We start from the raw sequence: 26,123 nt of genomic DNA on the forward strand, positions 1-26,123 counted from the left end.
CGGAACCGGGTGCACTCGTGCGAACTCCGGCAGTCCGAATCGCGTCAGCTTCGCCGCTCACTGGCCGACGGGAAGGGCTGTCATGCGGGCAGTATATTAGATAGATGCCTCTATTACGACTGGAGCAGTGCCGTCACGCAGTCCGCGGCCAGCTCCTCGGCGTACTTGGGGATCTTCTTGCCAGCGCGGTAGTTCCGCCGCACCAGCGCGTAGGGGATGTCGACCAGTGCGATCCGCACCTGCTCGACGTCGCTCGGCGAATCGTGCCCGAGCGCGGTCGCCAGCTTCCTGATCTCCTTGGTGACCCGCCGGTTCGCGCGATCGAGGCGCTCGCGCTCGCCCTCCGGCCAGTCCGCTCTGCCGAAGTCGGCCGCGCTGTAGAGCAGGATCGCGGCGTCCCGCGGGTTTTCCCGGCTCCAGCCCACCACATGGGCCGCGCCCGCTCGCGCCGAGGTGAGGGGATCCCGGTCGGCGATCGCATCGAGGAAACCCGCCTGGAACCGGTCGAGCGAACGCAGCCACAGCGCGGCCAGCAGGTCCGGCCGCCCGGGGAACCGGTGGTACACCGATCCGCTCGGCGCGCCTGCTTTGCGGGCGACCGCGGCCATCGTGACCCCGCGTGGCCCTTCCTCTTCGGCGAGCTGCGCGGCGGCGTCGAGCAGGCTCTCGGTGTCGTGCTGTGGCGGTCGTCCCATGAGGCTATCCTAGCTTTTTAGATAGGCATCTCTATAATCGGAAACCGGGCGGAGAACGGAGGCTGAGATGGGAATCGCGACGGTGTGGGGCGCGACGGCCGAAGAGGTGGCCCGGGAGTACCCGTGCGACCGGTTCGTCGAAGGCGGGACCATGGGCTTGTTCCGCGCGGTGACGGCGCACGCCGCGCCGGAAACGGTGTTCCGCTGGCTGTGCCAGATCAAGGTCGCGCCGTACAGCTACGACCTCATCGACAACTTCGGCAGGCGAAGCCCGAGCGAGCTGACACCCGGCGCGGACGATCTCGCGCTGGGGCAGCGGTTCTCACGCATCTTCGAACTGGTCGACTTCGAGCCTGGGCACCAGATCACGTTGCGGATCGTCGACCGGGGCGCTTTGTGGGCGTTCGGGGAGCTGGCGATCACCTACGCCGCCTACGCCGAAGCGCCAGGGGTGACGCGGCTCGTGGCGAAGGTCGCGGTGTCCACGGCAGGGGGGCCGATCCGGGCGCTGTCCAGGCCGCCGCTCGTCTGGGGCGATCTCGTCATGATGCGGCACCAGCTGTACCGGCTCGCCGCGTTGGCGGAGAAGTCGGAGAAGCGGGCGGCCTGACGGCACGCCCGGCCATGGTGCAGGCTGGCGTGCATGGCAGGTAAGCACAGCGCGGGAATACTCCTCTACCGCAGGACAGCGGGCGAGGTCGAAGTCCTCATCGGACACATGGGCGGTCCCTTCTGGGCGAAGAAGGACGACGCGGCGTGGTCGATCCCGAAGGGCGAATGCGATCCGGAGGAGGCGCCCGGAGACGCCGCGCGCCGTGAGTTCACCGAAGAGCTGGGTCTGCCCGCGCCGGAGGGGGACTACGCCGAGCTGGGCACCGTGCGCCAGTCGGGCAAGGCGGTCACGATCTGGGCGGTCGAGGGCGACCTCGACCCCGCGCGGGTGGTGCCCGGCACCTTCGAGCTGGAATGGCCGCCGCGGAGCGGGAAAACCCAGGAGTTCCCCGAGCTGGACAGGGTGGCGTGGGTCGATCTCGCCACCGCGGGGGAGAAGCTCGTGAAGGGCCAGCGCGCGTTCCTGGAGCGGCTCAGCGGGCTGCTCGGCGCCTGATCCGGCCACGCCACGCGATCGGGTGATCGCGGGATCGCTGTTGTTTTCGCAGGTGAACCGCTCCTAGGATCCGGTTGTGGACCTGCCTGTGATGCCGCCGGTGAAGCCGATGCTGGCGAAAGCCGTGCACGAAGTGCCGAGGGCGCCGGGCCTCACCTACGAGCCGAAGTGGGACGGGTTCCGCTGCATCGCCTTCCGCGACGGCGACGAGGTGGAGCTCGGGTCCCGCAACGACCGGCCGCTGACGCGGTACTTCCCCGAACTGGTCGAGCTGCTGCGCGACGCGTTGCCGTCGCGCTGCGTCGTCGACGGCGAGATCGTGCTCGTGACCGGGTCCGGCCTGGACTTCGAAACGCTGCAGAACCGGCTGCACCCCGCCGCGTCGCGGGTGAACAAGCTCGCTGAGGAGACACCGGCGAGCTTCGTCGCCTTCGACCTGCTCGCCCTCGACGACCGCGACCTCACCGAGACGCCGTTCACCGAGCGGCGCCGGCTGCTCGAAAGCGTGCTGGACGACGGGTTCGCGCGCGTGGTGCTGACGCCGCTCACCTCGGACCCGGACGTCGCGGAGGACTGGTTCACCCGGTTCGAGGGCGCGGGATTCGACGGCGTGATGGCCAAACCGGGCGATCTGCCGTACGAACAGGACAAGCGCGCGATGTGGAAGGTCAAGCACGAGCGGACCGCGGACTGCGTGGTCGCCGGGTTCCGCTGGCACAAGGACGGTGCCGGGGTCGGCTCGCTGCTGCTGGGCCTCTACGACGACGACGGCGTGCTGCACCACGTCGGCGTCGCGAGCAGTTTCACCGCCGCTCGCCGCAAGGAACTGGTCGACGAGCTGGCGCCGCTGCGCGAGAACGCGGTCGAAGGGCATCCGTGGCGGGCGTGGGCCGAGGCGCAGATCGAGGCCGCGGGGCAGCGGATCCCCGGTGCGCAGAGCAGATGGGCTCCGCAGAAGGACCTGTCGTGGGAGCCGTTGCGCGCCGAGCTGGTCGCCGAGGTCCGGTACGAGCACGTGCAGGGCGGGCGGCTGCGCCACGGCGGCAGGCTGGTCCGCTTCCGGCCGGACCGCGAACCGGCTTCGTGCACCTACGGCCAGCTGGAAGAGGTCGCTCCGGCCGAGCTGACCGCGCTGTTCGGCGAAGGGGCCAGGTCGTGAGCGAAGACGTGCTGCTCGATCTCGACGGGATCGAGGTCAAGGTCTCCAGCCCGGACAAGGTGTACTTTCCCGGCCGCGGGGAGACGAAACTGGACCTGATCCGGTACTACCAGTCGATCGAGGGCCCGTTGCTGACCGCGCTCGGCGGGCGGCCGCTGCTGATGGAGCGGTACCCGGCCGGCGCGGGCGGGAAGTCGTTCTTCCAGAAGCGGGTGCCCAAATCGGCGCCGCCGTGGCTGAAGACCACCGTCGTGTCCACACCGAACGGCACCACGAGCGACGCGCTCGTCGCCGCCGATCTCGCGCACATCGTGTGGGCGGTGAACTTCGGCTGCCTCGGCTTCCACGTGTGGCCGTTCCACGCGGACACCCCGGAGTTCACCGACGAACTGCGCATCGACCTCGACCCGTCGCCCGGAGTCGGGTTCGACCAGCTCCGCGAGGCGGCCGCGCTGACGAAGGAGTTCCTCGACGAACTCGGCATCGAGGCCCACCTGAAGACCTCCGGCTCGCGCGGCCTGCACCTGTACTCCCGGCTTCAGTCCACATGGGACAGCTACCAGGTGCGGGCGGCGGCGGTCGCGCTCGCCCGCGCGCTGGAGCGAAGGCACCCCGAGCTCATCACCGCGCAGTGGTGGAAGGAGGAGCGGGGCGCGCGCGTGTTCGTCGACTTCAACCAGAACGCGCCGCACAAGACGGTGTTCGGCGCCTGGTGCGTCCGGCCTCGCGCCGACGCACGGGTTTCGACGCCGATCCGCTGGGACGAACTGGAAACCGTCGAGCCGGAGGCGCTGACGATCGCGACCGTGCCCGCCCGCGTCGCCGGATCCGGCGACCCGTGGGCGTCGGCGAGCCCGCAGTCCATCGAACCGCTGCTGGAGATGTCGCGCCAGGACCTGGCGAACGGCCTGATGGACGCCCCGTGGCCGCCGGTCTACCCCAAGCAGCCCAACGAACCCCCTCGCGTGGCACCGAGCAGGGCCAAACAGTCCTAACGCGACTGTCCCCAGTGGTCGAGGTAGGTGATCTCCTCGAGCGGTGGCCGTGCGGCAGGGCGGAACCCGGTGGCCGTGGTGTAGGCGACGGCCAGCAGGGCGATCTGCGTGACGTCATCAGGGATGCCGAGGATCTCCGCGACCTCCTCTTCCTTGCTGAGGTGGTAGCCGATGATGCTGCTGCCGAGCCCGCGCGAGTGCAGGGCGAGCTGCAGGCTCCACACGGCCGGGTAGGCCGAGCCGTAGAAACCGGACAGTTCGAGATTGCCGCCGGTCGGCCTGCCGTGCAGGCACGCGGCGACGTACACGGGGACGCGTTCGAGCACGTCGATCAGGTGGCGGCCCGAGGCCAGCGTGCGCGGTTCGACGAGATGGCCGTACTTCTCCTGCGAGGCCAGCCCGATTTCCCGGATCGGCCGCGCGAGCTGGTTCTTGACCTCCTGGTCGCGGATGAGCAGCCAGCGGAAGCCGGACAGGAACACGCCTGCGATGGGCGCCTGCTGCGCGATGCGGAGGCAGTCGTCGAGCACCTCGGGTTCGACGGCGCGGTCGAGGTCGAGCTTGCGCCGTACGGACCGGGTGGTGGTCAGCAGCGTGTCGGTGTCCATGCGCACTCCTTACTTACGGTGTAAGTATCAGCCTAGCGCGTCGGAACTTACGGTGTAAGTGCCTTGCGCGCGAATGTCCCCTGATGGCCACCATGACGGCGCTGAATGCCGTGAAGGCCACTTCACCTTCACGGCACGCCGCCCGCGGCAGTCGAGCGCGCGAGGGGAGGATTTGTCGCGTCGAGCGCCCCGAGGGTGGCCTTCGGGGCATGCGCAGCCCTGCCCGCGCACCGTGCGAGGGCCCAGAAAGTGGCGCTAGAGTCCCCGAAGGTGGCCTTCGGGGACCATGGCACGCGGGCCGGGAGCGGGCCCGAGGTTCCCGGCTACGAACGGTCGAATTCCGCGCGGACGCCGAGCAGGCGCACCGGTCTGCCGTGCTCGAAGCGGGCGGTGACCTCGAGTGCGGCGCGTTCGATCTCGGCCGGGTCGCTCGTGGGTTCCGGCAGGGTGAGGCTTCGGGTCTGGGTGAAGAACGGCGCGAACCGGATCTTGACCGCCACCCGTGCCGCGGGCCGCCCTTCCTCGCGCACGTCCTGCGCCACGCGGCGAGCGAGCACGACGATCTCCTCGTCGACGCGGGCGCGGTCGGTGAGGTTTTCCTGGTACGTGGTCTCGCGGCTCCGGGACTTGTTGACGTACGGGGTCGCGGAAACCTCGGCTTCCCCGGCGCCGCGCGCGAGTGCCCGGTACCACGGGCCCATCGTCGGCCCGAAGCGCGCGGCGAGCGCGTCGGGATCGGCGGCGGCCAGTTCGGCGACCGTGGTGTGGCCCAGTTCGGCGAGCTTCTTCGCGGTGCGGCCGCCGATTCCCCACAGCGCGTCCGTCGGCAGGTCGAACATCACCTCGGCCCAGTTCTCCTTGGTGAGCCGGTAAACCCCGGCTGGCTTGGCGAACCCGGTGGCGAGCTTGGCGCGCAGCTTGTTGTCGCCGATGCCGACCGAACACGCCATACCCGTCTCGGCGCGCACCTGGCGCCGGATGTCCTCCGCCAGTGCCTCGGGATCGTCGGTGTGCGCGCCGAGGAACGCCTCGTCCCAGCCAAGCACCTCGACGACCACCGGGAATTCGCGCAGGGTCGCCATCACGTGCTCGGACACTTCGTCGTAGGCGGGCGGGTCGGTGGGCAGGAACACCGCGTCGGGGCAGCGCTTCGCGGCCAGCCGCAACGGCATCCCGGAGTGGACCCCGAATTCGCGCGCCTCGTAGGAGGCCGTGGCGACGACGGCGCGCTGGGCCGGATCGCCCGCGCCGCCGACCACGACGGGCTTACCGCGCAGCTCGGGCCGCCGCGCGATCTCCACGGCGGCGATGAACTGGTCGAGGTCGACGTGCAGGACCCACCACGGTTCGGACACAGCGTCCATTGTGGCGCTACGAGACGGGTTCCGGCTCCTCGACGTGCCGGAGCACCAGCAGCATGCCGCGCTCGTCCACGTGCTCGGGATCGTCCTCACGGCACGCGGCGAGTTCCGCGAGCAGGGCGCCGGTGTCGATACCCGCGCCGATGAGCACCAGCTCGGTCCGCCGCCCGGACGGCCAGCGGCCGCGATCGAACCGCAGGAACCCGCCGACGGTGTGCAGGCCGAACCGGTCGTGCTCGCCGGACGCCCCGAAGTCGACGAAACCCTTCATCCGGTACAGCCCGGCGGGGCGGCGTTCCAGGAACTCGATCAGCCGCCGCGGGTTCAGCGGCTGCTCGGAAGTGAACGAGACGGTGTCGTACGCCGTGTGCAGGTGATCCGCGTGGTCGTGCTCTTCGGCGAGCAGATCGGTGAACGAGAGCTGGCCGTCGTCGGGGCGTTCGCGTTCGGCGTCGAAGAAGAGCGCCGGGTCGATGCGGCCGTGCGAGGTCGGCACGACCGGCTTGCCGGGGCTCAGCTCCTCGATCGTGCCGAGCAGGCGCTCGCGTTCGGCGTCGGTGATCCGGTCGGTCTTGTTCAGCACCACCAGATCCGTGAGCGCGACGTGCTGGTCGAGTTCGGGGTGCGCGGTACGCGTCCGGTCGAACTCGGCGCCGTCCACCACCTGCACGAGACCGCCGTAGGCGATTTCCTCGTTCTCGCTGGCGATCATCAGGCGCAGCAGGTCGCGGGGTTCGGCGACGCCGCTCGCCTCGATCACGATGACGTCGATACCGGCCGACGGCGCGGAAAGCTTGCCCAGCATCGCGTCGAGGCCGCGCGCGTCGACCGCGCAGCACAGGCAGCCGTTGCCGAACGAAACCATCGAGTCGACCTGGCCCGCGACCGACATCGCGTCGACGCCGATGCTGCCGAAATCGTTGACGATCACCCCGACCCGCGCGTCGCCGCGGGTCAGCAGGTGGTTGAGCAGCGTGGTCTTCCCGGAGCCGAGGAAACCCGTCAGGATCACGACGGGGATCCGATCCCTGCCCAAAACTGCCTCCGAATCAGGTCGCGGTGGACGGTGCCGACGCCGTGCTTCCCTTGCGCTGCAACGCGCGCGCCGCCGGTTCGACGAGCCGGGCCGCCGTCGGCCCGAGTATCGCCATCAGCAGCACGTAGGCCGTGGCCAGCGCGGCCAGCTCGCTGTCCACCGCACCGTAGCTGACCGCGAGCCCGGCGATCACGATGGAGAACTCGCCGCGCGCGACGAGCGCGGCACCGGCGCGGGCACGGCCCATCTTCCCGACGCCCTGGCGCCGGGCGGCCCACCAGCCGGTGGCCACCTTGGTCAGCGTCGTCACCACCGCGAGCGCGATCGCCCAGCCCAGCACGGGCGGGATCTGCGCCGGGTTGGTGTTGAGCCCGAAGACCACGAAGAACACCGCGGCGAACAGGTCGCGCAGCGGTTCGAGCATGTGCGTCGCGTTCTCGGCCGTGGAGCCGGAGATCGCGATGCCGAGCAGGAACGCGCCGACCGCGGCGGAGACCTGCAGCGCGGAGGCGGCACCGGCGACGAGCAGCGCGGCCCCGAGCACCTTGAGCAGGAACACTTCGCGGTCGGGGCTGTCCACGAGCGCCGAGACGTACCGCCCGAACTTGAGCGCCACCACCAGCACCACGGTGATCACCGCGAGCGAGATGCCGACGGCCTTGAGCCCGCCGAGGACGCTCACCCCGACCAGCAGCGCGGTGAGGATCGGCAGATACAGCGCCATCACCAGGTCCTCGAACACCAGGATCGACAGCACGACCGGGGTTTCCCGGTTACCGAGCCTGCCGAGGTCGCCGAGGACCTTCGCGATGATGCCGGACGACGAGATGTAGGTGACGCCGCCCATCACCAGCGCGCCGACCGCGCCCCAGCCGAGGATCAGCGCGACGGCGGCGCCGGGAGCCGCGTTGAGCACGATGTCGAGCACACCCGCCATCCACGACCGCTTGAGGCCGGTGAACAGTTCGGCGGCGGAGTATTCGAGCCCGAGCAGCAACAGCAGCAGCACGACGCCCATCTCGCTGGCGAGGTGCGTGAACGGGCCGATGTCGCCGAGCGGGATGAGCCCGCCCTGGCCGAAGCACAGGCCGCCGACCAGGTAGAGCGGGATGGGGGACATGCCGATCTTCGCGGCGAGGCGCCCGAGCGCGCCCAGCACGAAGAAGACCGCCCCGAGTTCGATCAAGGACAGCGCGGTGTGATCCATGGCGGCTCAGCCGTACTTGAGGATCTTGATGGCGGCTTCGAGCCCTTCCGAGGTGCCGACGGCCACCAGCAGATCACCCGAGGTGAACGTGAAGTCCGGGGTCGGCGACGGGTGGACCTGCCCGGCCCGCATGACCGCGACGATCGACACGCCGGTGCGCGTGCGCATCCCGGTGTCGCCGAGCGTGCGTCCGTCGAACGGGGACGCGTTCTTGATCGGGAGCTGCTTGGTGTTGATGCCGGGCAGGTCCCGGTGCTCCTCGGTGAGCTGCGCGACGAGCTGCGGCGCGCCGAGGAGGTTCGCCAGCGCGCCCGCCTCGTCGGTGCTCAGCGGGAGTGACGCGAGGCAGGCGTCCGGGTCGTCCGATTTGGACACGATCAGCTCGATCTGGCCGTCCCGGTGGGTCACCACGCCGACCCGCCTGCCGTTGCGGATGGCGAAGTCCTTGCGTACGCCGATACCGGGCAGCGGGGTCACTTCAACGTTCACGTTCTCCACGGTAACCGATCGGGGGAGGGTGATTCCCGATAGTCGGGTCTGGGCGTTTTGACCGATGTCACCCGGCACACAGTACGCGCGTTACGTAGACTCGGCCCCGTCGCCGCCCGTGATCTTCCGCGGACGAGGAGTGCGTGGCCGGTGCTGTCCTGAGCGAAGAAGAGGCACTCGACGACGATGGGTGGAAGCGCATGCTGGTGGCGATCGTGGCGCATTTCGCGGTCGCCGCCGCTCTGCCCGCGATCGCGAAGCGCTGGGGCCGCAACGCTTTCTACGTCGCCGCGCTGATTCCCGCCGCGTCGCTGGTGTTCGCGTTGAACCGGCTCGGCGGGGTGCTGGACGGCGCGGCGCCGCAGGAGAGCCTCGCGTGGGCGCCGGGGATCGGGCTGGAGATCAGCCTGCGCATGGACCCGCTCGCGCTGCTCATGATCGTGCTCGTCTCCGGCGTCGGCGCGCTGGTCCTGTGCTACTCGGCGCGCTACGCCAAGCCGGGCGGCGAGGGCATCACGCGGGAATCGGTGCTGCTGCTGGTGTTCGCGGGCGCGATGCTCGGACTGGTCCTCGCCGACGACATCTTCTCGCTGTACCTGTTCTGGGAGCTGACCACGGTCTGCTCGTTCCTCCTCGTCGGCGGCAGGGGACTGACCCCGGCCATCCGGCGCTCGGCGACGCAGGCGCTGCTGGTGACCGGGTTCGGCGGGCTCACCATGCTGCTCGGGCTCATCCTGCTCGCCACCGCCGCGGGCACCTACCGGATCTCGGAGATCATCGCCCACCCGCCCGGCGGCGCCGTCACTTCCGTCGCCGTGGTGCTGGTGCTCGTCGGCGCGCTCACGAAATCGGCGCAGGTGCCGTTCCACCCGTGGCTGCCCGCCGCCATGGTCGCGCCGACGCCGGTCAGCGCCTACCTGCACGCGGCCGCGATGGTGAAGGCCGGTGTCTACCTCGTCGCGCGCTTCGCGCCCGGGTTCTCGGACCTGACCGCGTGGTGGGTCCCGGTGGTGGTGCTCGGCCTGTGGACGATGCTGCTCGGCGGGCTGCGGGCGCTGCGCGAGCACGACCTCAAGCGCCTGCTCGCGTTCGGCACGGTGAGCCAGCTCGGGTTCCTGATGGTGCTCGTCGGCTCCGGCGGGTTCGTCACGGCGCTCGCCGGCGCGACCCTGATCCTGGCGCACGGGCTGTTCAAGTCCGCGCTGTTCCTCACCGTCGGCGTGCTCGACAAGGCCACCGGCACGCGGGACATCCGCGAGCTGTCCGGGATCGGCCGCCGGTGGCCGGTGCTCACCGCGTTCGTCGTGCTGGCTGCCGCTTCGATGGCGGGTTTCCCGCCGCTGCTCGGCTTCGTCGGCAAGGAGACCGCGTTCACCGCGTTCGGCTCCGGCAGTGCGCGCGACACCGTCGTGCTGGTGTGCCTCGTACTCGGCTCGGTGCTCACTTTCGCCTACAGCCTGCGCTTCGTCATCGGCGGATTCGGTACCCCGCAAGGGAAAGCGCCCATCGCCGCGACCTGGCCTGGCCAGGGGCTCGTGGTGCCGATGGCGATCCCGGCCACCGCGGGCCTGGTGTGCGCGTTCGCGGTGCCGTGGCTCGAACCGCTGCTCGCCGGGTACGCGGACGCCTATCCCGGCCACGACTACCACCTCGCGCTGTGGCACGGGTTCACCGTCCCGTTAGGACTGTCCGCGCTCGTCGTGCTCGGCGGGTACCTGGTCCACCGCGGTGTCCAGCGGGCCGGTCTTCCCGTCGTGCGGTGGCCGAAGTACGCCGACGCCCAGGCCGGGTACCGCGGCGCGGTGCGCGCGCTCGACGCGCTCGCCCGCCGGGTGACCGGGCGCCTGCAGGTCGGCTCGCTGCCGGTGTACCTCGGCGTCATCCTGCTGACCGCGATCGTCGTGCCGGGGGCCGGATTGCTCGCGGGCGTGGCCACGCCCGGCCCGCTCCGGTTGTGGGATTCGCCGATGCAGGTGCCGATCGCGATCCTCGTGCTGGTGGCGACCGCGACCGTGCTGCTGGCGCGCCGCAGGCTCACCGCGGTCCTGCTGACCGGCGTGATCGGCTACGGAATCGGCGCGCTGTTCCTCGTCGACGGCGGGCCGGATCTCGCGCTCGCGCAGTTCCTCGTGGAATCGCTGACGCTCGTGGTGTTCGTGTTCGTCCTGCGCCGCCTGCCGGAGCGGTTCGTCCAGGACGATCGCCCGCCGGGAAAGCGGGCGCGCTGGACGAAGGCGGTCATCGCGGTCGCGGGCGGGATCTTCGTCGCGGCGCTCGCGATGATCGTGTCCGCGAGCCGCGACGGGCTGCCGGACGTCAGCCGCGAGTACATCGAGCGCGCGCAGCCGGCGGCGGGCGCGAGCAACGTGGTGAACGCGATCATCGTGGACTTCCGCGCCTTCGACACCGTCGGCGAGATCGCGGTGTTGGCGGTCGCGGCGACGGGGGCGGCGAGCCTGATCCTCGGCGCGCACCGGGCGCGGCGAAGGCCGGAACGGGAAGAAACCGAGGAGGTGACCGAATGACGAAGTGGACGGAATGGGACGCGCCGAAGGAGCGCTGGCTGCTCACCGAACGCGAACGCGGCGGCTGGCCGAGGTCCCTGCTGTTCGAGCTGTGCACCAGGATCGTCTTCCCGACCGTGCTCGTGATGTCGGTGTACCTCCTGCTGGCCGGGCACAACGACGCGGGCGGCGGGTTCAGCGGCGGCCTCGTCGCCGGGCTCGCGTTCGTGCTGCGCTACCTCGCGGGCGGCAGCGCCGAACTGGCCGCGGTGCGCGCGCTGCGGCCGCCGGTGCTGATCGGCTCCGGCATGAGCATCGCGCTGATCACCGCGCTCGTGCCGGTCGCGTTCGGCGCGCCGATCCTCTCGACTGCACTGTGGACGGTCACGCTGCCGATCGTGGGCACCTTCAAGATCGCTACCAGCCTGTTCCTCGACATCGGCGTCTACCTGCTGATCGTCGGCGTGGTGCTGGACCTGCTGCGCACGCTCGGCACCGGGATCGAGCGGGGTGAGCTGGAGCCGTGACCATCAACCTGACCATGGCCGTTTTGTTGGCGTGCCTGTATTCGGCGGGCTTCTACCTGATCATGCAGCGCTCGCTGATGCGCGTGCTGCTGGGCATCGTGATCCTCGGGCACGGCGCGAACCTGTTCCTCCAGGTCGCGGGCGGCCCGCCGGGAGACCCCGCGTTCATCGGGTTCGGCGTGCTCACCTCGATGGTCGACCCGCTGCCGCAGGCGATGGCGCTCACCGCGATCGTGATCACCTTCGCGCTCACCACGTTCCTGCTCGCGCTGGCCTACCGCTCGTGGGTGCTGCTCGGTGACGACGAGGTCCGCGACGATCTCGAAGACCGCCGGGTGCGCGACAGCGAGGAAGACGCGGACCTCGCCCCGGAAGAGGAGGCGAGCCGGTGAACGTCCTCGTCGCGCTCCCGGTGCTGCTTCCCCTGCTCGCGGCCGCGCTTTCCTTGGTGTTCGGGCGTTTTCCCAGTGTGCAGCGCGCGATCGGGGTGGTGGTGCTGAGCGGGATCGTGGTCGATGCCGCGTTCGTGCTCGCCGAAGCCGACCGGCACGGCCCGCTCGTGCTGCAGCTCGGCGGGTACGCGCCGCCGTACGGCATCACGCTGATCGCCGACCGGCTTTCCGCGTTGCTGCTGCTGGTGTCCGCCGTGGTGACGCTCGCCGTGCTGGTGTTCTCGATCGGCCAGCGGATCACCGACTACGGCAGGGAAACCACCTCGACCGCGTTCCACCCGATGTACCTGGTGCTGTGCGCGGGCGTCTCGCTCGCCTACGTCACCGGTGACCTGTTCACGTTGTTCGTCGCGTTCGAGATCATGCTGTCGGCGTCGTACGTGCTGATCACCCGCCGCACCACGGCGCCCCGCATCCGCGCCGGGATGACCTACGTGATCGTCAGCCTGATGTCGTCGCTGCTGTTCATCACGATGATCGCGCTCGTCTACGCGGCGACCGGCACGGTCAACCTCGCCGACCTCTCCGACAAGGTCGCGCTGCTTTCACCGGGTGTCCGCACCAGCCTCGGGCTGTTCGTGGTCGTGGTGTTCGGCATCAAGGCGGCGTTGGTACCACTGCACTTCTGGCTGCCGGACAGCTACCCGACCGCGCCCGCCCCGGTCACCGCGGTGTTCGCGGGCCTGCTGACGAAGGTCGGCGTGTACGCGCTGATCCGCACGCAGACGCTGGTCTTCCCGCACGACGGCGCGTCCACGTTCCTGCTCGTGGTGTCGGTGCTGACGATGATCGTCGGCGCGCTCGGCGCCATCGCGCAGAACGACCTCAACCGGCTCATGTCGTTCCTGCTGGTGAGCCACATCGGGTACATGATCTTCGGGCTCGCGCTGTTCAGCGAGGTCGGGCTGACCGGCGTGATCCTGTACGTGGTGCACCACATCACCGTGCAGGCCGCGCTGTTCCTCGTCGGCGGGCTCATCACCCGGCACACCGGCACGGTGTCGCTGCGCGCGATGTCCGGGGTGGCCAAGGCGTACCCGCTCATCGCCGTGCTGTTCGCGGTCCCGGCGCTGAGCCTCGCCGGGATCCCGCCGTTCTCCGGCTTCGTCGCCAAGATCACGCTGCTGCAGGCGGGCGCGGAAACCGCCACGCCGGTCGCGTACGTCGTGACGGCGGGCGCCGTGCTCACGAGCCTGCTCACGCTCTACGCCGTCACGCGGATCTGGGTCGGCGCCTTCTGGGGCGAGGTGCGCGCGCCGCTGCCCGATCCCGATCCGACCGACGAGGTGACCGTGGGCACGGGATCCACCTCGCGCGGGATGATCGGCGCGACCGCGGTGCTCGTCGTCGCCGGGGTGGCGATCGCGTTGTTCGCGGGGCCGTTGTCGGAGCTGAGCGGGCGGGCCGCGGCCGATCTGCTCGACGGCGTGCCGTACCGGACCGCGGTGCTGGGGGCACGATGACCGCGATCCTGCGCAAGCTTCCGATGTTCCTGTGGCTGGTGCTCGTCTGGCTCCTGCTGTGGGGATCCGTCGACTTCGGACTGGGCGTGCTGGGCGTGCTCGTCGCGGTCGGCGTGCTCGCGCTGTACCCGGTGCGCCCGGTGTGCTCGAACCTGCGGCCGCGTCCGGTCGCGTTGCTCAGGCTCGTCGCCTATCTGGTCGCGGACCTCGTGACCTCCGCGGTGAAGGTGGGCTGGCAGGTGCTCCGCCACGGCCGCGCGGTGCGGGGCGCGGTGATCGCCGTGCCCGTACTGTCCGATGTGGACTGGCTCGTCGCGGCTGCGGCGAACCTGCTTTCGCTCGGTCCCGGCAAATCCGTGGTGCAGCTCGACCGGGCGGGCCGGGTGTTCTACGTCTACGCGCTGAACCCCGGTGATCCGGCGCGCGTGCGCGACGACGTGCTGCACCTGCAACGGCGTGTTTTGCGTGCCTTCGGCGCCAAGGAGGAGTCATGAGTGTTGTGTACTTGGTCACCTTCTCCCTTTTGGTGCTCGCCGGGCTCTTCGCGCTGATCCGGCTCGTGCGCGGTCCCCGCACGCTTGACCGGGTCCTCGCGATCGACGTGCTGGTGGTGCTGATCGTGGCCGGGGTCGCGGTCGAGATGGCGATGACCGGGCAGGGGATGAACCTGTCCCTGCTGGTCGCGGTGGCGCTGCTCGGGTTCGTCGGGTCCGCGAGCGTGGTGCGGCTCGCCGAAGCGAAGGAGGGACGACGGTGATCGACCTGCTCTCCGCCGTGCTGATGCTGCTCGGCGCGGTGTCGTGCGTGGTCGGGGCGCTCGGCCTCGTCCGGTTCCCCGACCTGTTGAGCAGGCTGCAGGCGGCCACGAAACCGCAGACGCTCGGCCTGCTGCTGATCCTCGCGGGCGTCGCGCTGCAGCTGCCCGCGAAGTACGCGGTCGGCCTGGTGCTGGTCGCGCTGTTCCAGGTGATCACCGCGCCGGTGCTGTCGCAGCTGTTCGGGCGCGCCGCCTACGCGACCGGTGCCGACGAACGGGACGCGCTCGAAACCGACGACCTCGGCGAGCGCCTTGCCGACCGGCCCGAGGCGTCCTGACCCGCGCCAGGCAGAATGGCGGCGCACGAACGGACGATTGACGGCGAGGAGCTGGAACGGTGGGAGCCCTACGCGGCGTGGTCGCGCTGGACGGACCTTCGGGCACGGGCAAGACCACCGTGGCCCGCACGCTCGCCGACCGGCTCAGCGCCGGTTACCTGGACACCGGCGCGATGTACCGGCTCGTCACCCTCGCCGTGCTGCGCGCGGGCGTCGAGCCTACGGACGCGGAAGCGGTGGCCGAGGTCGCGAGGCGGATCTCGTACGAGATCGGCACCGACCCGTCGGCTCCCCGGGTTTCGCTCGGCGGCGAGGACGTTTCCGCCGAGATCCGCGGCCCCGAGATCACGCACGCGGTGTCGCCGGTTTCGGCCGTGCCGAAGGTGCGCGAATTCCTCGTGGCCGAGCAGCGCCGGATCATCCAGGGCGTGCTCGAGTCCGTCGGCGGCGTCGTCGTCGAGGGGCGGGACATCGGCACCGTCGTCACTCCGGACGCCCCGCTCAAGGTGTTCCTGACCGCTTCGGCGGAGATCAGGGCCGCGCGGCGCAGCGCGCAGGATTCGGCTGCGGGCCGTGAGTCCACAGTGGACGATGCGAGGGCCTCGGTCGACCGCAGGGACAAACTGGACTCCAGCAGGGCCGCTTCACCGCTGCGCGCCGCGGAGGACGCCGTCGAGGTGGACACCACGGAGCTGAGCATCGACCAGGTCATCGTCGCGCTGAGCGAGCTGGCCTGCCGCCGCGGCTTGCTCGACGAGTGCACGAAGGCGGCACCGTGAGCACCAAGACGATGTTGCCGGAGGGCGCCACGACGTGGGTGCACCACTTCGGCCGGGGCATCGGCCGGTTCATCGTGCGCCCGGCGTTCCGGGTGAAGCTGCACGGCGTCGAGCGCGTGCCGCGTGACGGCGCGCTGGTCGTGATCGCGAACCACAGCACCATGGCGGAACCGCAGCTGCTGTTCGGAATGCTGCCGAGGCCGTCGGTGTTCCTGGTCAAGGCGGAGCTGTTCGAGGCGGCGGGCGGCCTGCTCGGCCGGTTCTTCCGCAAGCTCGGCCAGATCCCGGTCAAACGGGGCGAGGTGGACCGGAAACCACTGGTCACCGCGGTCGGTGTGCTCAAGGAGGGCGGCCTGGTCGGGGTGTTCCCCGAGGGCACGCGCGGCGCCGGTGACGTCGCCAACGCCGAACGCGGCGCGGCCTGGCTCGTGCGGTCGACCGGTGCGACCGTGCTGCCGGTGGCCACGCGCGGCACGCTGCGCCCCGAAGGCAGCGGGCGCCGGTTCCGGCCGAGGGTGGACATCATGTTCGGCGAGCCCTTCACGCCGGAGATCGGCAAGGGCCGCGCCGGGCTGGAGCAGGGGACCGAGCTGCTGCGGGGCGAACTCGCCGCGCTCGTGAAGACTTTGGACGGATGGCGCGCCGAAAACGGATTCGACGCGCCGAGGAGGCACAAGTGACCGAAGTGGACGGGGTCGACGGGACCTGGTCCGACGAGTCGGAGTTCACCGCGCTCGACGCGCAGGTGGCTGGCGACGAGGCGGAAGCCGAGGAGCAGCTGGCCCAGCCCGTGCTCGCGGTGGTCGGCAGGCCGAACGTGGGCAAGTCGACGCTGGTGAACCGGATACTCGGGCGGCGGGAAGCCGTCGTGCAGGACGTGCCGGGCGTGACCAGGGACAGGGTCGCCTACGACGCGCAGTGGGCCGGTCGCCGGTTCACCGTGGTGGACACCGGCGGCTGGGAGCCGAGCGCGACCGGGCTGCAGGCCTCCGTCGCGGCGCAGGCCGAGCTGGCGATGTCGACCGCGGACGCGGTGCTCGTGGTGGTCGACGCCTCGGTCGGCGCGACCGCGACCGACGAGGCCGTGGCGAAGGTGCTGCGCCGTTCGAAGCGGCCGGTGCTGCTCGCCGCGAACAAGGTCGACGACGAGCGCCTGCTGGCCGACGCGGCTTCGCTGTGGAACCTCGGGCTCGGCGAGCCGTACCCGGTCAGCGCGCTGCACGGCCGCAGCTCCGGCGACCTGCTCGACGTCATCGTCGGCGCGCTGCCGGAAGCACCGCGCGACGGCGACCGCCTCGGCACCGGCCCCCGCCGCGTGGCGCTGGTCGGCAAGCCGAACGTGGGCAAGTCGAGCCTGCTGAACAAGCTCTCCGGCGAGGAGCGCTCGGTGGTCGACTCGGTCGCGGGCACCACCGTCGACCCGGTCGACTCCCTGGTCGAGCTGGACGGGCAGACCTGGCGGTTCGTCGACACCGCTGGCCTGCGCAAGCGCGTGCAGACCTCGAGCGGTGCCGAGTACTACGCGTCGCTGCGGACCAAGACCGCGATCGACGCCTCCGAGGTGGCGATCGTCCTGCTCGACGCCGCCGAGCCGCTGGCCGAGCAGGACCTTCGGGTGCTGACGATGGTCGTCGAAGCGGGCCGCGCGTGCGTGCTGGCGTTCAACAAGTGGGACCTGGTCGACGAGGAGCGCCGCTACCAGATGGTGCGCGAGCTCGAACGCGGCCTGGTGCGGGTGCCGTGGGCGGAGAAGGTCAACATCTCCGCGCTGACCGGCCGCTCGGTGCGCAAGCTCGCACCCGCGCTGCGCACCGCGCTCGCCTCGTGGGACAAGCGCGTGCCGACCGGTCAGCTCAACGGCTGGCTCGCCGATCTGATCGCGGCCACCCCGCCGCCGGTGCGCGGCGGCAAGCAGCCGAAGGTGCTCTTCGCCACACAGGCCGGGATCCGCCCGCCCACGTTGGTCTTGTTCACCACGGGATTCCTGGAAGCGGGGTATCGCCGGTTCATCGAGCGGAAGTTCCGCGAGCGGTTCGGTTTCGAGGGCAGCCCGGTCCGCATCAATGTGCGTGTCCGGGAAAAGAAGCCCAAACCCGGCACGAAGAAGAAATGATTTCACGTGGCCGCGGTCACCTTTTCGGGTGATTTCCGGCCTTCGTTCGGCGGGAATTCCCTGAGCCTTCACGGAATCCGGGGCCGAGTTCTGATCCCGAGGCGTGCGCGGATGCCCTGAAAGTGGCTTTCAGGGCACTGAGCGCCCCGAAAGCCACTTTCGGGGCACGCGAAGGCTGGAGGCGGGCGGTGGGAGTGTGTCGCGAGGGCGGAGTTCGTGACGCTAAGTATCTCGAAGGTCACTCTCGGGAAATTTTCGAAGGTGGCCCCGGCTGACCTGGGAAGTGGTCGTGGTAACAATGCGCAGGTGGGCGGTAACGCGAGGCCGGTGATTGTCGACACTCAACCGAGACCCTCGGGATACCTGACGTTCATCTCGCGTATTCTGGCCGGTCTGAAGCGGGCGCCTCATTCGGAGAGCCAGCCCGAATGACGCTCGTCTGAAAGGTGAGTGATGGGCTTGCGCGCCCACGGTTCGACCATGTCCGCCATGCGAACGGGGGCTTCGCGGTGACCCTGACCGCGGACAGCAGTCCCTTCACCTGCGTCGCCGAAGTCACCGTCGCGCCGTCTCCGGCGCCGGTGGCCGATCGCGCGCTGTTCTGGTCCGGTCTCGCCGCCAGCGAGCGGACCCTGCTCGACGTGCTCGCGGAGACCGCCGCGCGCCATCCCAACGCGGCCGCGCTGGACGCCGGTGGCGTCGCGCTGAGCTACCGCAAGCTCACCGAGGAGATCGACGTCGTCCGCCACCGCCTCGTCGAGGCCGGGATCGGCGTCGGCGACCGCATCGGCGTGCGCATCTCGTCCGGCACCGCGGAGCTGTACATCGCGATCCTCGCCGTGCTCTCGGCTGGCGCCGCCTACGTCCCCGTGGACGCCGACGACCCCGACGAGCGCGCCGAGCTGGTGTTCGGCGAGGCGGGCGTGTCGGCCGTGCTCGGCGACGGCGGCGCGATCACCCCGCGCGCCGAGCCGGGCGGGCGCCGTGGCGCTCCGCTGCCGTCGGACGACGCGTGGATCATCTTCACCTCCGGGTCCACCGGCAAGCCGAAGGGCGTCGCGGTCAGCCATGGCAGCGCCGCCGCCTTCGTGGACGCCGAGGCGGGCCTGTTCCTCACGGAGGAGCCGATCGGCCCCGGTGACCGCGTGCTCGCCGGGCTGTCGGTCGCCTTCGACGCCTCGTGCGAGGAGATGTGGCTCGCCTGGCGCCACGGCGCGTGCCTGGTGCCCGCGCCGCGGTCGCTCGTCCGCACCGGCGTCGACCTCGGTCCCTGGCTGGTCGCCCAGCGGATCACCGTGGTGTCCACGGTGCCGACGCTGGCCGCGCTGTGGCCCGCCGACGCGCTCGAAGACGTCCGCCTGCTGATCTTCGGCGGCGAGGCGTGCCCTCCCGAACTCGCCGAGCGGGTCGCGGTCGAGGGCCGCGAAGTGTGGAACACCTACGGCCCCACCGAGGCCACCGTCGTCGCCTGCGCCGCGCAGCTGACCGGTGAGGAGCCGGTGCGCATCGGGCTGCCGCTGTCCGGCTGGCAGCTCGCCGTCGTCGACGAGGACGGCGAGCCGGTCGCCATGGGCTCGTCCGGTGAGCTGGTGATCGGCGGCGTCGGCCTCGCCCGCTACCTCGATACCGCGAAGGACGCCGAGAAGTTCGCGCCGCTGCCCTCGCTGGGCTGGCAGCGCGCCTACCGCAGCGGCGACATGGTCCGCGCCGAACCCGAGGGCCTGCTCTTCCTCGGCCGCGCCGACGAGCAGATCAAGCTCGGCGGCCGGCGCATCGAACTCGGTGAGGTCGACGCCGCGCTGCAGGCGCTGCCCGACGTCGTCGGCGCCGCCGCCGCGATCCGCAAGACCAAGGCGGGCAACCAGGTCCTCGTCGGCTACGTGGTGCCGAGGACCGGTACCGAGTTCGACGCCGACGGAGCGGCCGCGACGCTGCGCGAGCAACTGCCCGCGGCGCTCGTACCGCTGCTCGCGGTGGTCGACGACCTGCCCACCCGCACCTCCGGCAAGGTCGACCGCGCCGCCCTGCCGTGGCCGCTGGCCGGGGTGGACGCCGCCGCGGGCGGCCTGACCGCCACCGAGGCGTGGCTCGCCGAGGGCTGGGCCGAGATCCTCGGCGTGCCGGTGAAGAGCCCGAAGGCCGACTTCTTCAGCAACGGCGGCGGCAGCCTCACCGCGGCACAGCTCATCGCGCGCATCCGCGCCCGCCACCCGCAGGTGTCCGTTTCGGACATCTACGAGCACCCGAAGCTCGGCGCGCTCGCCTCGATGCTGGACGCGCTCGACGGCGCGACCACCCAGCGCCGCGACATCGCGCCGACCCCGCGCAGGACCGGCATCGTGCAGAGCCTGCTGATGGTGCCGCTGATGACGCTCGTCGGCCTCCGCTGGACGACCGTGCTCGCGGCACTGTCCACTGTGCTCGCGCTGACCGGGGTTGCTTGGGCCCCTTCGGTTTCCTGGTGGCTGCTCGCGCTGGCCTGGCTCGTGCTGTTCAGCCCGGCCGGCCGGATCGGCATCGCGGCCGGTGGCGCGCGGCTCCTGCTGCGCGGGGTGCGGCCAGGTACCTACCGCCGCGGCGGCAGTGTCCACATGCGACTGTGGGCGGCCGAGCAGCTCGCCGGGTTCAGCGGGGTCGAGGACCTTTCCGGCGCGTCGTGGATGACGCACTACGCCAAGGCGCTCGGCGCGAAGATCGGCAAGGACGTCGACCTGCACTCGGCGCCGCCGATCACCGGCATGCTCAAGCTCGGCCGCGGCGCCGCGGTGGAGCCCGAGGTCGACCTGTCCGGCCACTGGGTGGACGGCGACCGCGTGCACATCGGCAAGATCAGGATCGGCGCGGACGCGCGGATCGGTTCGCGCAGCACGCTTTTCCCCGGCACGCGGATCGGCAAGGGCGCGGAGATCGCGGCCGGGTCGACCGTGGTCGGCGCCGTGCCAGCCGGTCAGCGCTGGGCCGGTTCGCCAGCGGCCGTCGAAACGAAGGGCGCGCTGAAGTGGCCGTCGAGCCGCCCGCCGCGGTCGCGGTTCTGGATCACCGCGTACGGCGTCGCGTCGCTCGTGCTCGGCCTGCTGCCCGCGATCGCCGCGGTGCCAGGGGTGCTCCTCGTCGGGTTCGCGGTGGCGGGCACCGGCTCGCTCGGTTCCGCGCTCGGCACGGCGTTGCTGCTGACCCCGGCCGCCACGGTCGTGTACTTCGTGACCTACGCGCTGCTGGTGCTCATCGGCGTGCGCGCGCTCAGCATCGGCATGCAGGAGGGCTACCACCCGGTGCACGGCCGCACCGCATGGCAGGTGTGGGCCACCGAGCGCCTGATGGGCATCGCCCGCGACGGCCTGTTCCCGTTGTACGCCAGCCTGTTCACGCCGGTGTGGCTGCGGCTGCTCGGTGCGAAGATCGGCCGTGGCGTCGAGGCGTCGACGGTGCTCGCGGTGCCGAAGATGACCCAGGTCGACGACGGCGCGTTCCTCGCGGACGACACCATGGTCGGCACCTACGAACTCGGCCACGGCTGGCTGCACGTGGCGCCGGCGCGCGTCGGCAAGCAAGCGTTCCTCGGCAACTCGGGGATGACCGCGCCCGGCCGCGCGGTGCCGAAGCGCGGGCTCGTCGGCGTGCTTTCGTCGACGCCGCGCAAGGCGAAGAAGGGCTCGTCGTACCTCGGTATGCCGCCGCGGCCGCTGCGGCGCGCGGTCGAGCAGTCCGACACCAGCCGCACCTTCGCGCCGCCGCGCAGGCTGAAGATCGCGCGCGGGCTCGTCGAGCTCTGCCGGATCGTGCCGGTGATGTGCAGCGTGGCGCTCGCGGTGCTCGCCTTCGCCGCGTTGCAGGCGCTCTACCTCGCGGGCGGGCTGTGGCTGGCCGCGGTGCTCTCCGGTGTCGTGCTGCTGGCCGCGGGTGCCGCGGCCGCGCTGACCGCGACCGCGATGAAATGGCTGCTGGTGGGCAAGTTCCGTGAGGTCGAGCATCCACTGTGGAGCTCGTTCGTGTGGCGCAACGAGCTGGCGGACACCTTCGTCGAGGCGCTCGCGGTGCCGTGGCTGGTCGGCTCCATCGGCGGCACGCCCCTGCTCACCGCGTGGCTCCGGACCATGGGTGTCGAGATCGGACGCGGCGTGTGGCTCGAGACGTACTGGCTGCCGGAGGCGGACCTGGTGCGGCTCGGCGACGGCGCGACCATCAACCGCGGCTGCGTCGTCCAAACGCACCTGTTCCACGACCGGATCATGAGCATGAGCGAGGTCACCCTCGCCGAGGGCGCGACGCTCGGTCCGCACGGTATCGTGCTGCCCGGCGCCAGCATCGGCGCGCGCACCACGGTCGGCCCCGGTTCGCTGGTGACCAGGGGTGACGCGGTGCCCGCCGATTCCCGCTGGCTCGGCAACCCCATCTCGGCGTGGGCGGCAACCGGAGGACGCAGGGCTTGAACAAGGTATCGCCACCCGCACCGGGCGCGTCCGGGTCGGGTGACTCGTACCTGCCATCGCACGGCAACTCCGGCTACCGGGTCCGGCACTACGACCTGGAACTGGACTACCGGATCGTGTCGAACCGGCTGTCCGCGCAGGCGAGGATCACCGCGGTGGCCACGCAGGCGCTGTCGAGGCTGAGCCTCGATCTCGCCGGATTCCGGGTGAGCAGGGTGCAGGTCGACGGCCGCGCCGCGCGGTTCACCCGCGGTGTCGACAAGCTGCACGTCAAACCGGCGAAGTCGCTGCCAGCGGGCGCGGAGTTCACGGTAGAGGTCCGCTACGTCGGCAACCCGAGCCCGATCTCGGGGGAGTGGGGCGAGATCGGCTGGGACGAGCTGACCGACGGCGCGCTGGTGGCGAGCCAGCCGGTCGGCGCGCCGTCGTGGTTCCCGTGCAACGACCACCCGGCGGACAAGGCGTCCTACCGCGTCGCGATCACCACGTCGTCGCCGTACACGGTGCTGGTGACCGGGAACCTGGTGGCGCAGCGCCGTTCGGCGAGCACCACGACCTGGGTGTTCGACCGCCCCGAGCCGACCTCGACCTATCTCATGGGTGTCCACATCGGACGGTACGAGGAGGTGGACCTCGGCGGCGGCCGGTTCCCGCAGCGCGCCGCGGTGCCCGCGCGGCTGCGAAGGCCGTTCTCGCGCGATTTCGGGCGCCACGCCCAGATGATGGACGTGCTGGAAGGCCACTTCGGACCGTACCCGTTCGGCGAATACGTCGTGGTGGTCACCGACGACCCGCTCGACGAGCCGATCGAGGCGCAGGGCCTGTCGGTGTTCGGCGCGAACCTGATCGACGGCAGGCGCACCCACGAGCGGCTCGTCGTGCACGAACTGGCGCACCAGTGGTTCGGCAACAGCCTGTCGGTCGCGGACTGGCGGCACATCTGGCTCAACGAAGGCTTCGCGACCTACGCTGAATGGCTGTGGTCGGAGGCCTCCGGCGAGGTCACCGCCGCGGGGATGGCCCGCCAGTGGTACGGCCGCATGGCTGGTTTGCCCGCCGATCTGAAGGTCGCCGACCCCGGCGTGGACCGGATGTTCGACGAACGGGTCTACAAGCGCGGCGCGCTGACCTTGCACGCACTGCGCACCCGGATCGGGGACGAACGGTTCTTCGCGCTGCTGCGGGCATGGGCGCTCGAACACCGGCACGGCACGGTGACCACGGACCAGTTCACCGCCTTGGCGGAACAGGCCTCCGGCGAATCCCTGGCCGACCTCTTCACCCCGTGGCTGTTCGACACGACGCTCCCGCCGCTGCCCTGACCCTTCGTCGCTTCGGAGACGCTCCGCTGACGCTTCGCCGCGATGCCCCGAAGGCCACCTTCGGGGACCTAGACGCCACAGATGTTCCCCTCGTGGCGGAGTGCCGCACGGTGGTCGTATTGCGAGGGCCGAGTTCGTGACGCTCAAGTCCCCGAGGGTGGCCTTCGGGGCACGCGCGTCGCGGTGGTCGACCGTGCGAGGGGTGAATTTGTGGCGTCCAGTGCCCCGAAGCCACCTTCGGGGCAGGTGATCTCGCCGGAATCATCGCGACCTATGCACGCCACCATGGCCTCCATGGCAATCGCCTTGCGACTTCCCGATGACCGGCACAATCCGCCATACATCGGATGTATATCCAGGCGAACTATGGTCAAAATGGGGCTGTGTCTGTAAACATGCTCGTCGCCGATCCAATGATGGAGCGGAAACGTAGTATGACTGCGGAGGCGGCGATGGCGGAGCTTTCCCGGCGTGTGATCCTCAGAGGTGCCTCCGCGGCGGCGGGTGCGGCCGCTCTCGGTGGCCTCTGGGCCGCCCCTTCCGCGGTGGCCTCGCCCGAGGCCGATCTCGCGCGGGGCGGGCCGCACCGGGGGATCGTGGACGACGCGCGCATGCTGTGGAAGCGCTTGCCCGACAGCTGGCAGAACGCCCCGTTCCTGGCCAACGGCTACCTCGGTGTCCACGTGTACCGCGGCGCGACGCCGCAGGCGCTGACGTTCATGCTCAACCACACGCAGGTGCAGGACCAGCGCGTGCAGTGGGAGGCGGCGATCGGGTTGTCGCGGCTGCCGATCGGCTCGCTCGCGCTCACCTTCGCCGGTGCGGTCACCGCGGTCGACTGGCGGCTGGACCTGTGGAACGCGGAACTGTCCGGCACGATCACCACCACGCGGGGCAGCGTCGCGTTTTCCGCGCTCGTGCACAACGACAGCGGCGTCCTGCTGGTCTCGCTCGAACCGAGCGCGGGGGAGTCCGCGGCGAGCTGGTCCTTCGACCCGCTGCCGTCGTCGACCACGCGCAGCCAGCGCAGGCCACCCGACTACGTGGGCAACCCGGCGCCGAAGATCGCCGAAGCGGGTGGCGTCGGCTACGCGGAACAGCCGATGCTCGCCGGCGGCGGGTACACCACGGCGTGGTCGGAACGCCGCGTCGGCAGCAGGCGGCTGCTCGCGGCGACGATCGCCTACCGGTTCCCGGAAAAGACCTCCACCGCCGAGGCCGTTCGCGCGGTCCGCCGAGCGCTCGCAAGCGATCCCGACCACCTCGTCGCGGCTCACCGCCGTTGGTGGAACGTGTTCTACCAACGCAGCCTGGTGTCCGTTCCGGACAAGTGGGTGCAGCGGTTCTACTGGATCCAGCTCTACAAGATCGCCTCGTCGACGCGCGCGGACGGGCCGGTGGTGTCCGAATGGGGCCCGTGGTTCCCCGAGTTCGGCAACAACTGGACCGCGGTGTGGTGGAACCTGAACGTGCAGGTGGCCTACCCGGTGATCAACGCGTCGAACCACCCCGAACTCGACGCGGTCACCGAAACCTTCCGCCGCGATCACGAAAACCTCGCGCTCTCGGTGCCACCGTCCTATCGCGACGGTGAGACGTACGCGCTTTCGCACCCGGGGGACTGGCGGCTGAGGCCGGGCGGCACGAGGACGGTTGGCGTACCCGGCACGGCGAGCAAGACCGACCAGACCGGGAACCTGATCTGGGGCCTGCACAACGTGTGGCTGTCCTATCGGCACAGCATGGACGATCACGTGCTCCGCGACGTGCTGTTCCCGGTGCTGGCGAAGGCGGTCAACTTCTACCGGCACTTCCTGGCCGAGGGCACCGACGGCCGCCTGCACCTGCCGCTCACCAGGTCGCCGGAGTACGCGGACGCCCCCGACTGCACCTACGACCTATCGCTGATCCGCTGGGCCTGCGCCACCCTCGTCGATTCGGCGCGACGGCTGCGGATCCTCGATCCGAGGGTCCGGATGTGGCAGGACATCGCGGCGAGGCTGGTGCCGTACCACGAAAACTCCGACGGCGTGCTCATCGGCGACGGAGTCCCGCTCGCCGAGTCGCACCGGCACTACTCCCACCTGCTCTGGCTGTACCCGTTGCGGGAGAAGCGATGGGACGTTCCCGGTGACCGGGACATCATGCGCCGTAGCTTCGCGCACTGGACGAGCATGCAGACGGCGTGGCACGGCTACAGCTACGCGACGGCGTCGTCGATGTCTTCGGTGATGGGTGACCCCGAAGAAGCGTTGCGGTACCTGCGTTTCTTCCTCGACGGCAACATCGTCGCGGATACTCAGCTGACGCCCAACACGATGTACCGCGAAGGGAAGAACTTCGCGATCGAAAGCCCGCTCACCGCCGCGCAGTCCGTTGTGGACATGCTCGTGCAGGGGTCCGGTGGCGTGCTCAGGGTGTTCCCGGCGGTGTCGAAGACCTGGCGCGACGCGTCCATCTCGGGGCTGCGCGCGGAAGGGGCCTTCACCGTGGACGCGTCCAGAAGGGACGGTGTGACCGAATGGGTCAGGGTGCGCAGCGACGCGGGTGAGCCGCTGGCGCTCGCGCACGGCGTGCCGGGACCGATCGACGTCCGCGATGACTGGGGTTTCCCGGTGCGGTGGCGCGAAGTCGGACCCGGCGTGATCTCGGTGCCGTGCCGGCGCGGCCGTTCCGTCGTGGTGGCGAGGCGCGGGCACCGGCCCGATTGCGGGGCACGCGACGTGCCCGCCAACGAGAACGCCCCGGCGTGGGGCCTGCCCGGCTGAATCGGAGGAGCA

General features: G+C 70.6%; 23 protein-coding genes. 17 read left to right on the forward strand and 6 right to left on the reverse strand.

Annotation, left to right across the window (positions count from 1 at the left end; all coding sequences use genetic code 11):
* Positions 1 to 113: 113 nt before the first annotated feature.
* Complete coding sequence (locus tag HUW46_RS35745) at positions 114 to 695, reverse strand: TetR/AcrR family transcriptional regulator (protein WP_215543139.1); 582 nt, start codon at positions 693 to 695, stop codon at positions 114 to 116.
* Positions 696 to 762: 67 nt separating this feature from the next.
* On the opposite strand from HUW46_RS35745, the gene HUW46_RS35750 reads away from it, so the two are divergent.
* From HUW46_RS35750 to ligD, 4 genes are all read left to right on the forward strand, one after another.
* Positions 763 to 1,305 carry a polyketide cyclase gene (locus tag HUW46_RS35750; protein WP_215543140.1) on the forward strand — a complete coding sequence of 181 codons (543 nt, stop codon included), beginning with the start codon at positions 763 to 765 and terminating at the stop codon, positions 1,303 to 1,305.
* Between the two features lie 33 nt (positions 1,306 to 1,338).
* On the forward strand, positions 1,339 to 1,803 hold the full coding sequence (locus tag HUW46_RS35755) for an NUDIX domain-containing protein (RefSeq protein WP_215543141.1): 465 nt from the start codon (positions 1,339 to 1,341) through the stop codon (positions 1,801 to 1,803).
* Positions 1,804 to 1,879: 76 nt separating this feature from the next.
* Positions 1,880 to 2,962, forward strand: coding sequence for an ATP-dependent DNA ligase (locus tag HUW46_RS35760; protein WP_215543142.1), 1,083 nt, complete (start codon positions 1,880 to 1,882; stop codon positions 2,960 to 2,962).
* Entirely contained in the window at positions 2,959 to 3,957 is a 999-nt protein-coding gene (ligD, locus tag HUW46_RS35765; protein ID WP_215543143.1) for a non-homologous end-joining DNA ligase, read from the forward strand. The genes HUW46_RS35760 and ligD overlap by 4 nt, the downstream gene beginning before the upstream one ends.
* On the opposite strand, the gene HUW46_RS35770 is transcribed toward ligD, so the two are convergent.
* From HUW46_RS35770 to HUW46_RS35790, 5 genes are all read right to left on the reverse strand, one after another.
* Positions 3,954 to 4,565, reverse strand: a complete 612-nt coding sequence (locus tag HUW46_RS35770) for a nitroreductase family protein (RefSeq protein ID WP_215543144.1) — start codon at positions 4,563 to 4,565, stop codon at positions 3,954 to 3,956. The genes ligD and HUW46_RS35770 overlap by 4 nt on opposite strands.
* A gap of 323 nt (positions 4,566 to 4,888) precedes the next feature.
* Positions 4,889 to 5,920: a DNA polymerase IV gene (locus HUW46_RS35775; RefSeq protein ID WP_215543145.1), complete on the reverse strand. Its 1,032-nt coding sequence runs from the start codon at positions 5,918 to 5,920 to the stop codon at positions 4,889 to 4,891.
* 16 nt (positions 5,921 to 5,936) lie between these two features.
* Positions 5,937 to 6,938, reverse strand: a complete 1,002-nt coding sequence (locus HUW46_RS35780) for a CobW family GTP-binding protein (protein WP_442860875.1) — start codon at positions 6,936 to 6,938, stop codon at positions 5,937 to 5,939.
* A gap of 37 nt (positions 6,939 to 6,975) precedes the next feature.
* A complete protein-coding gene (locus HUW46_RS35785) occupies positions 6,976 to 8,169 on the reverse strand; it encodes a cation:proton antiporter (RefSeq protein ID WP_215543147.1) in 1,194 nt (397 codons plus the stop codon).
* A gap of 6 nt (positions 8,170 to 8,175) precedes the next feature.
* Positions 8,176 to 8,658 (reverse strand): cation:proton antiporter regulatory subunit, encoded by a 483-nt coding sequence (locus HUW46_RS35790; RefSeq protein WP_215543148.1) that lies wholly within the window; start codon positions 8,656 to 8,658, stop codon positions 8,176 to 8,178.
* Positions 8,659 to 8,858: 200 nt separating this feature from the next.
* On the opposite strand from HUW46_RS35790, the gene mbhE reads away from it, so the two are divergent.
* The 13 genes from mbhE (at position 8,859) to HUW46_RS35855 (ending at position 26,111) form a co-directional block, all read left to right on the forward strand.
* Complete coding sequence (gene mbhE, locus HUW46_RS35795; RefSeq protein ID WP_215550314.1) at positions 8,859 to 11,183, forward strand: hydrogen gas-evolving membrane-bound hydrogenase subunit E; 2,325 nt, start codon at positions 8,859 to 8,861, stop codon at positions 11,181 to 11,183.
* Complete coding sequence (locus tag HUW46_RS35800; protein ID WP_215543149.1) at positions 11,180 to 11,689, forward strand: MnhB domain-containing protein; 510 nt, start codon at positions 11,180 to 11,182, stop codon at positions 11,687 to 11,689. Before mbhE ends, HUW46_RS35800 begins: the two co-directional genes overlap by 4 nt.
* Positions 11,686 to 12,081: a Na(+)/H(+) antiporter subunit C gene (locus HUW46_RS35805; protein ID WP_215543150.1), complete on the forward strand. Its 396-nt coding sequence runs from the start codon at positions 11,686 to 11,688 to the stop codon at positions 12,079 to 12,081. Before HUW46_RS35800 ends, HUW46_RS35805 begins: the two co-directional genes overlap by 4 nt.
* Positions 12,078 to 13,604 carry a Na+/H+ antiporter subunit D gene (locus HUW46_RS35810; RefSeq protein ID WP_215543151.1) on the forward strand — a complete coding sequence of 509 codons (1,527 nt, stop codon included), beginning with the start codon at positions 12,078 to 12,080 and terminating at the stop codon, positions 13,602 to 13,604. Before HUW46_RS35805 ends, HUW46_RS35810 begins: the two co-directional genes overlap by 4 nt.
* On the forward strand, positions 13,601 to 14,098 hold the full coding sequence (locus HUW46_RS35815) for a Na+/H+ antiporter subunit E (RefSeq protein ID WP_215543152.1): 498 nt from the start codon (positions 13,601 to 13,603) through the stop codon (positions 14,096 to 14,098). The genes HUW46_RS35810 and HUW46_RS35815 overlap by 4 nt, the downstream gene beginning before the upstream one ends.
* Positions 14,095 to 14,361 (forward strand): monovalent cation/H+ antiporter complex subunit F, encoded by a 267-nt coding sequence (locus tag HUW46_RS35820; RefSeq protein WP_215543153.1) that lies wholly within the window; start codon positions 14,095 to 14,097, stop codon positions 14,359 to 14,361. The genes HUW46_RS35815 and HUW46_RS35820 overlap by 4 nt, the downstream gene beginning before the upstream one ends.
* A gap of 23 nt (positions 14,362 to 14,384) precedes the next feature.
* Entirely contained in the window at positions 14,385 to 14,699 is a 315-nt protein-coding gene (mnhG, locus tag HUW46_RS35825) for a monovalent cation/H(+) antiporter subunit G (protein ID WP_215550315.1), read from the forward strand.
* Between the two features lie 77 nt (positions 14,700 to 14,776).
* On the forward strand, positions 14,777 to 15,478 hold the full coding sequence (cmk, locus tag HUW46_RS35830; RefSeq protein WP_215550316.1) for a (d)CMP kinase: 702 nt from the start codon (positions 14,777 to 14,779) through the stop codon (positions 15,476 to 15,478).
* Between the two features lie 11 nt (positions 15,479 to 15,489).
* On the forward strand, positions 15,490 to 16,158 hold the full coding sequence (locus HUW46_RS35835) for a lysophospholipid acyltransferase family protein (protein ID WP_215550317.1): 669 nt from the start codon (positions 15,490 to 15,492) through the stop codon (positions 16,156 to 16,158).
* Positions 16,155 to 17,591 (forward strand): ribosome biogenesis GTPase Der, encoded by a 1,437-nt coding sequence (der, locus tag HUW46_RS35840; RefSeq protein ID WP_442860876.1) that lies wholly within the window; start codon positions 16,155 to 16,157, stop codon positions 17,589 to 17,591. The genes HUW46_RS35835 and der overlap by 4 nt, the downstream gene beginning before the upstream one ends.
* 509 nt (positions 17,592 to 18,100) lie before the next feature.
* Entirely contained in the window at positions 18,101 to 22,021 is a 3,921-nt protein-coding gene (locus tag HUW46_RS35845) for a Pls/PosA family non-ribosomal peptide synthetase (protein WP_215543155.1), read from the forward strand.
* Positions 22,018 to 23,343 (forward strand): M1 family metallopeptidase, encoded by a 1,326-nt coding sequence (locus tag HUW46_RS35850; protein ID WP_215543156.1) that lies wholly within the window; start codon positions 22,018 to 22,020, stop codon positions 23,341 to 23,343. The genes HUW46_RS35845 and HUW46_RS35850 overlap by 4 nt, the downstream gene beginning before the upstream one ends.
* Before the next feature lie 452 nt (positions 23,344 to 23,795).
* Positions 23,796 to 26,111 (forward strand): glycosyl hydrolase family 95 catalytic domain-containing protein, encoded by a 2,316-nt coding sequence (locus HUW46_RS35855; RefSeq protein WP_215550318.1) that lies wholly within the window; start codon positions 23,796 to 23,798, stop codon positions 26,109 to 26,111.
* Positions 26,112 to 26,123: the final 12 nt, after the last annotated feature.

The sequence above is a fragment of the Amycolatopsis sp. CA-230715 genome, from assembly GCF_018736145.1.
In the GTDB taxonomy this organism is placed as follows: Bacteria; Actinomycetota; Actinomycetes; order Mycobacteriales; family Pseudonocardiaceae; genus Amycolatopsis.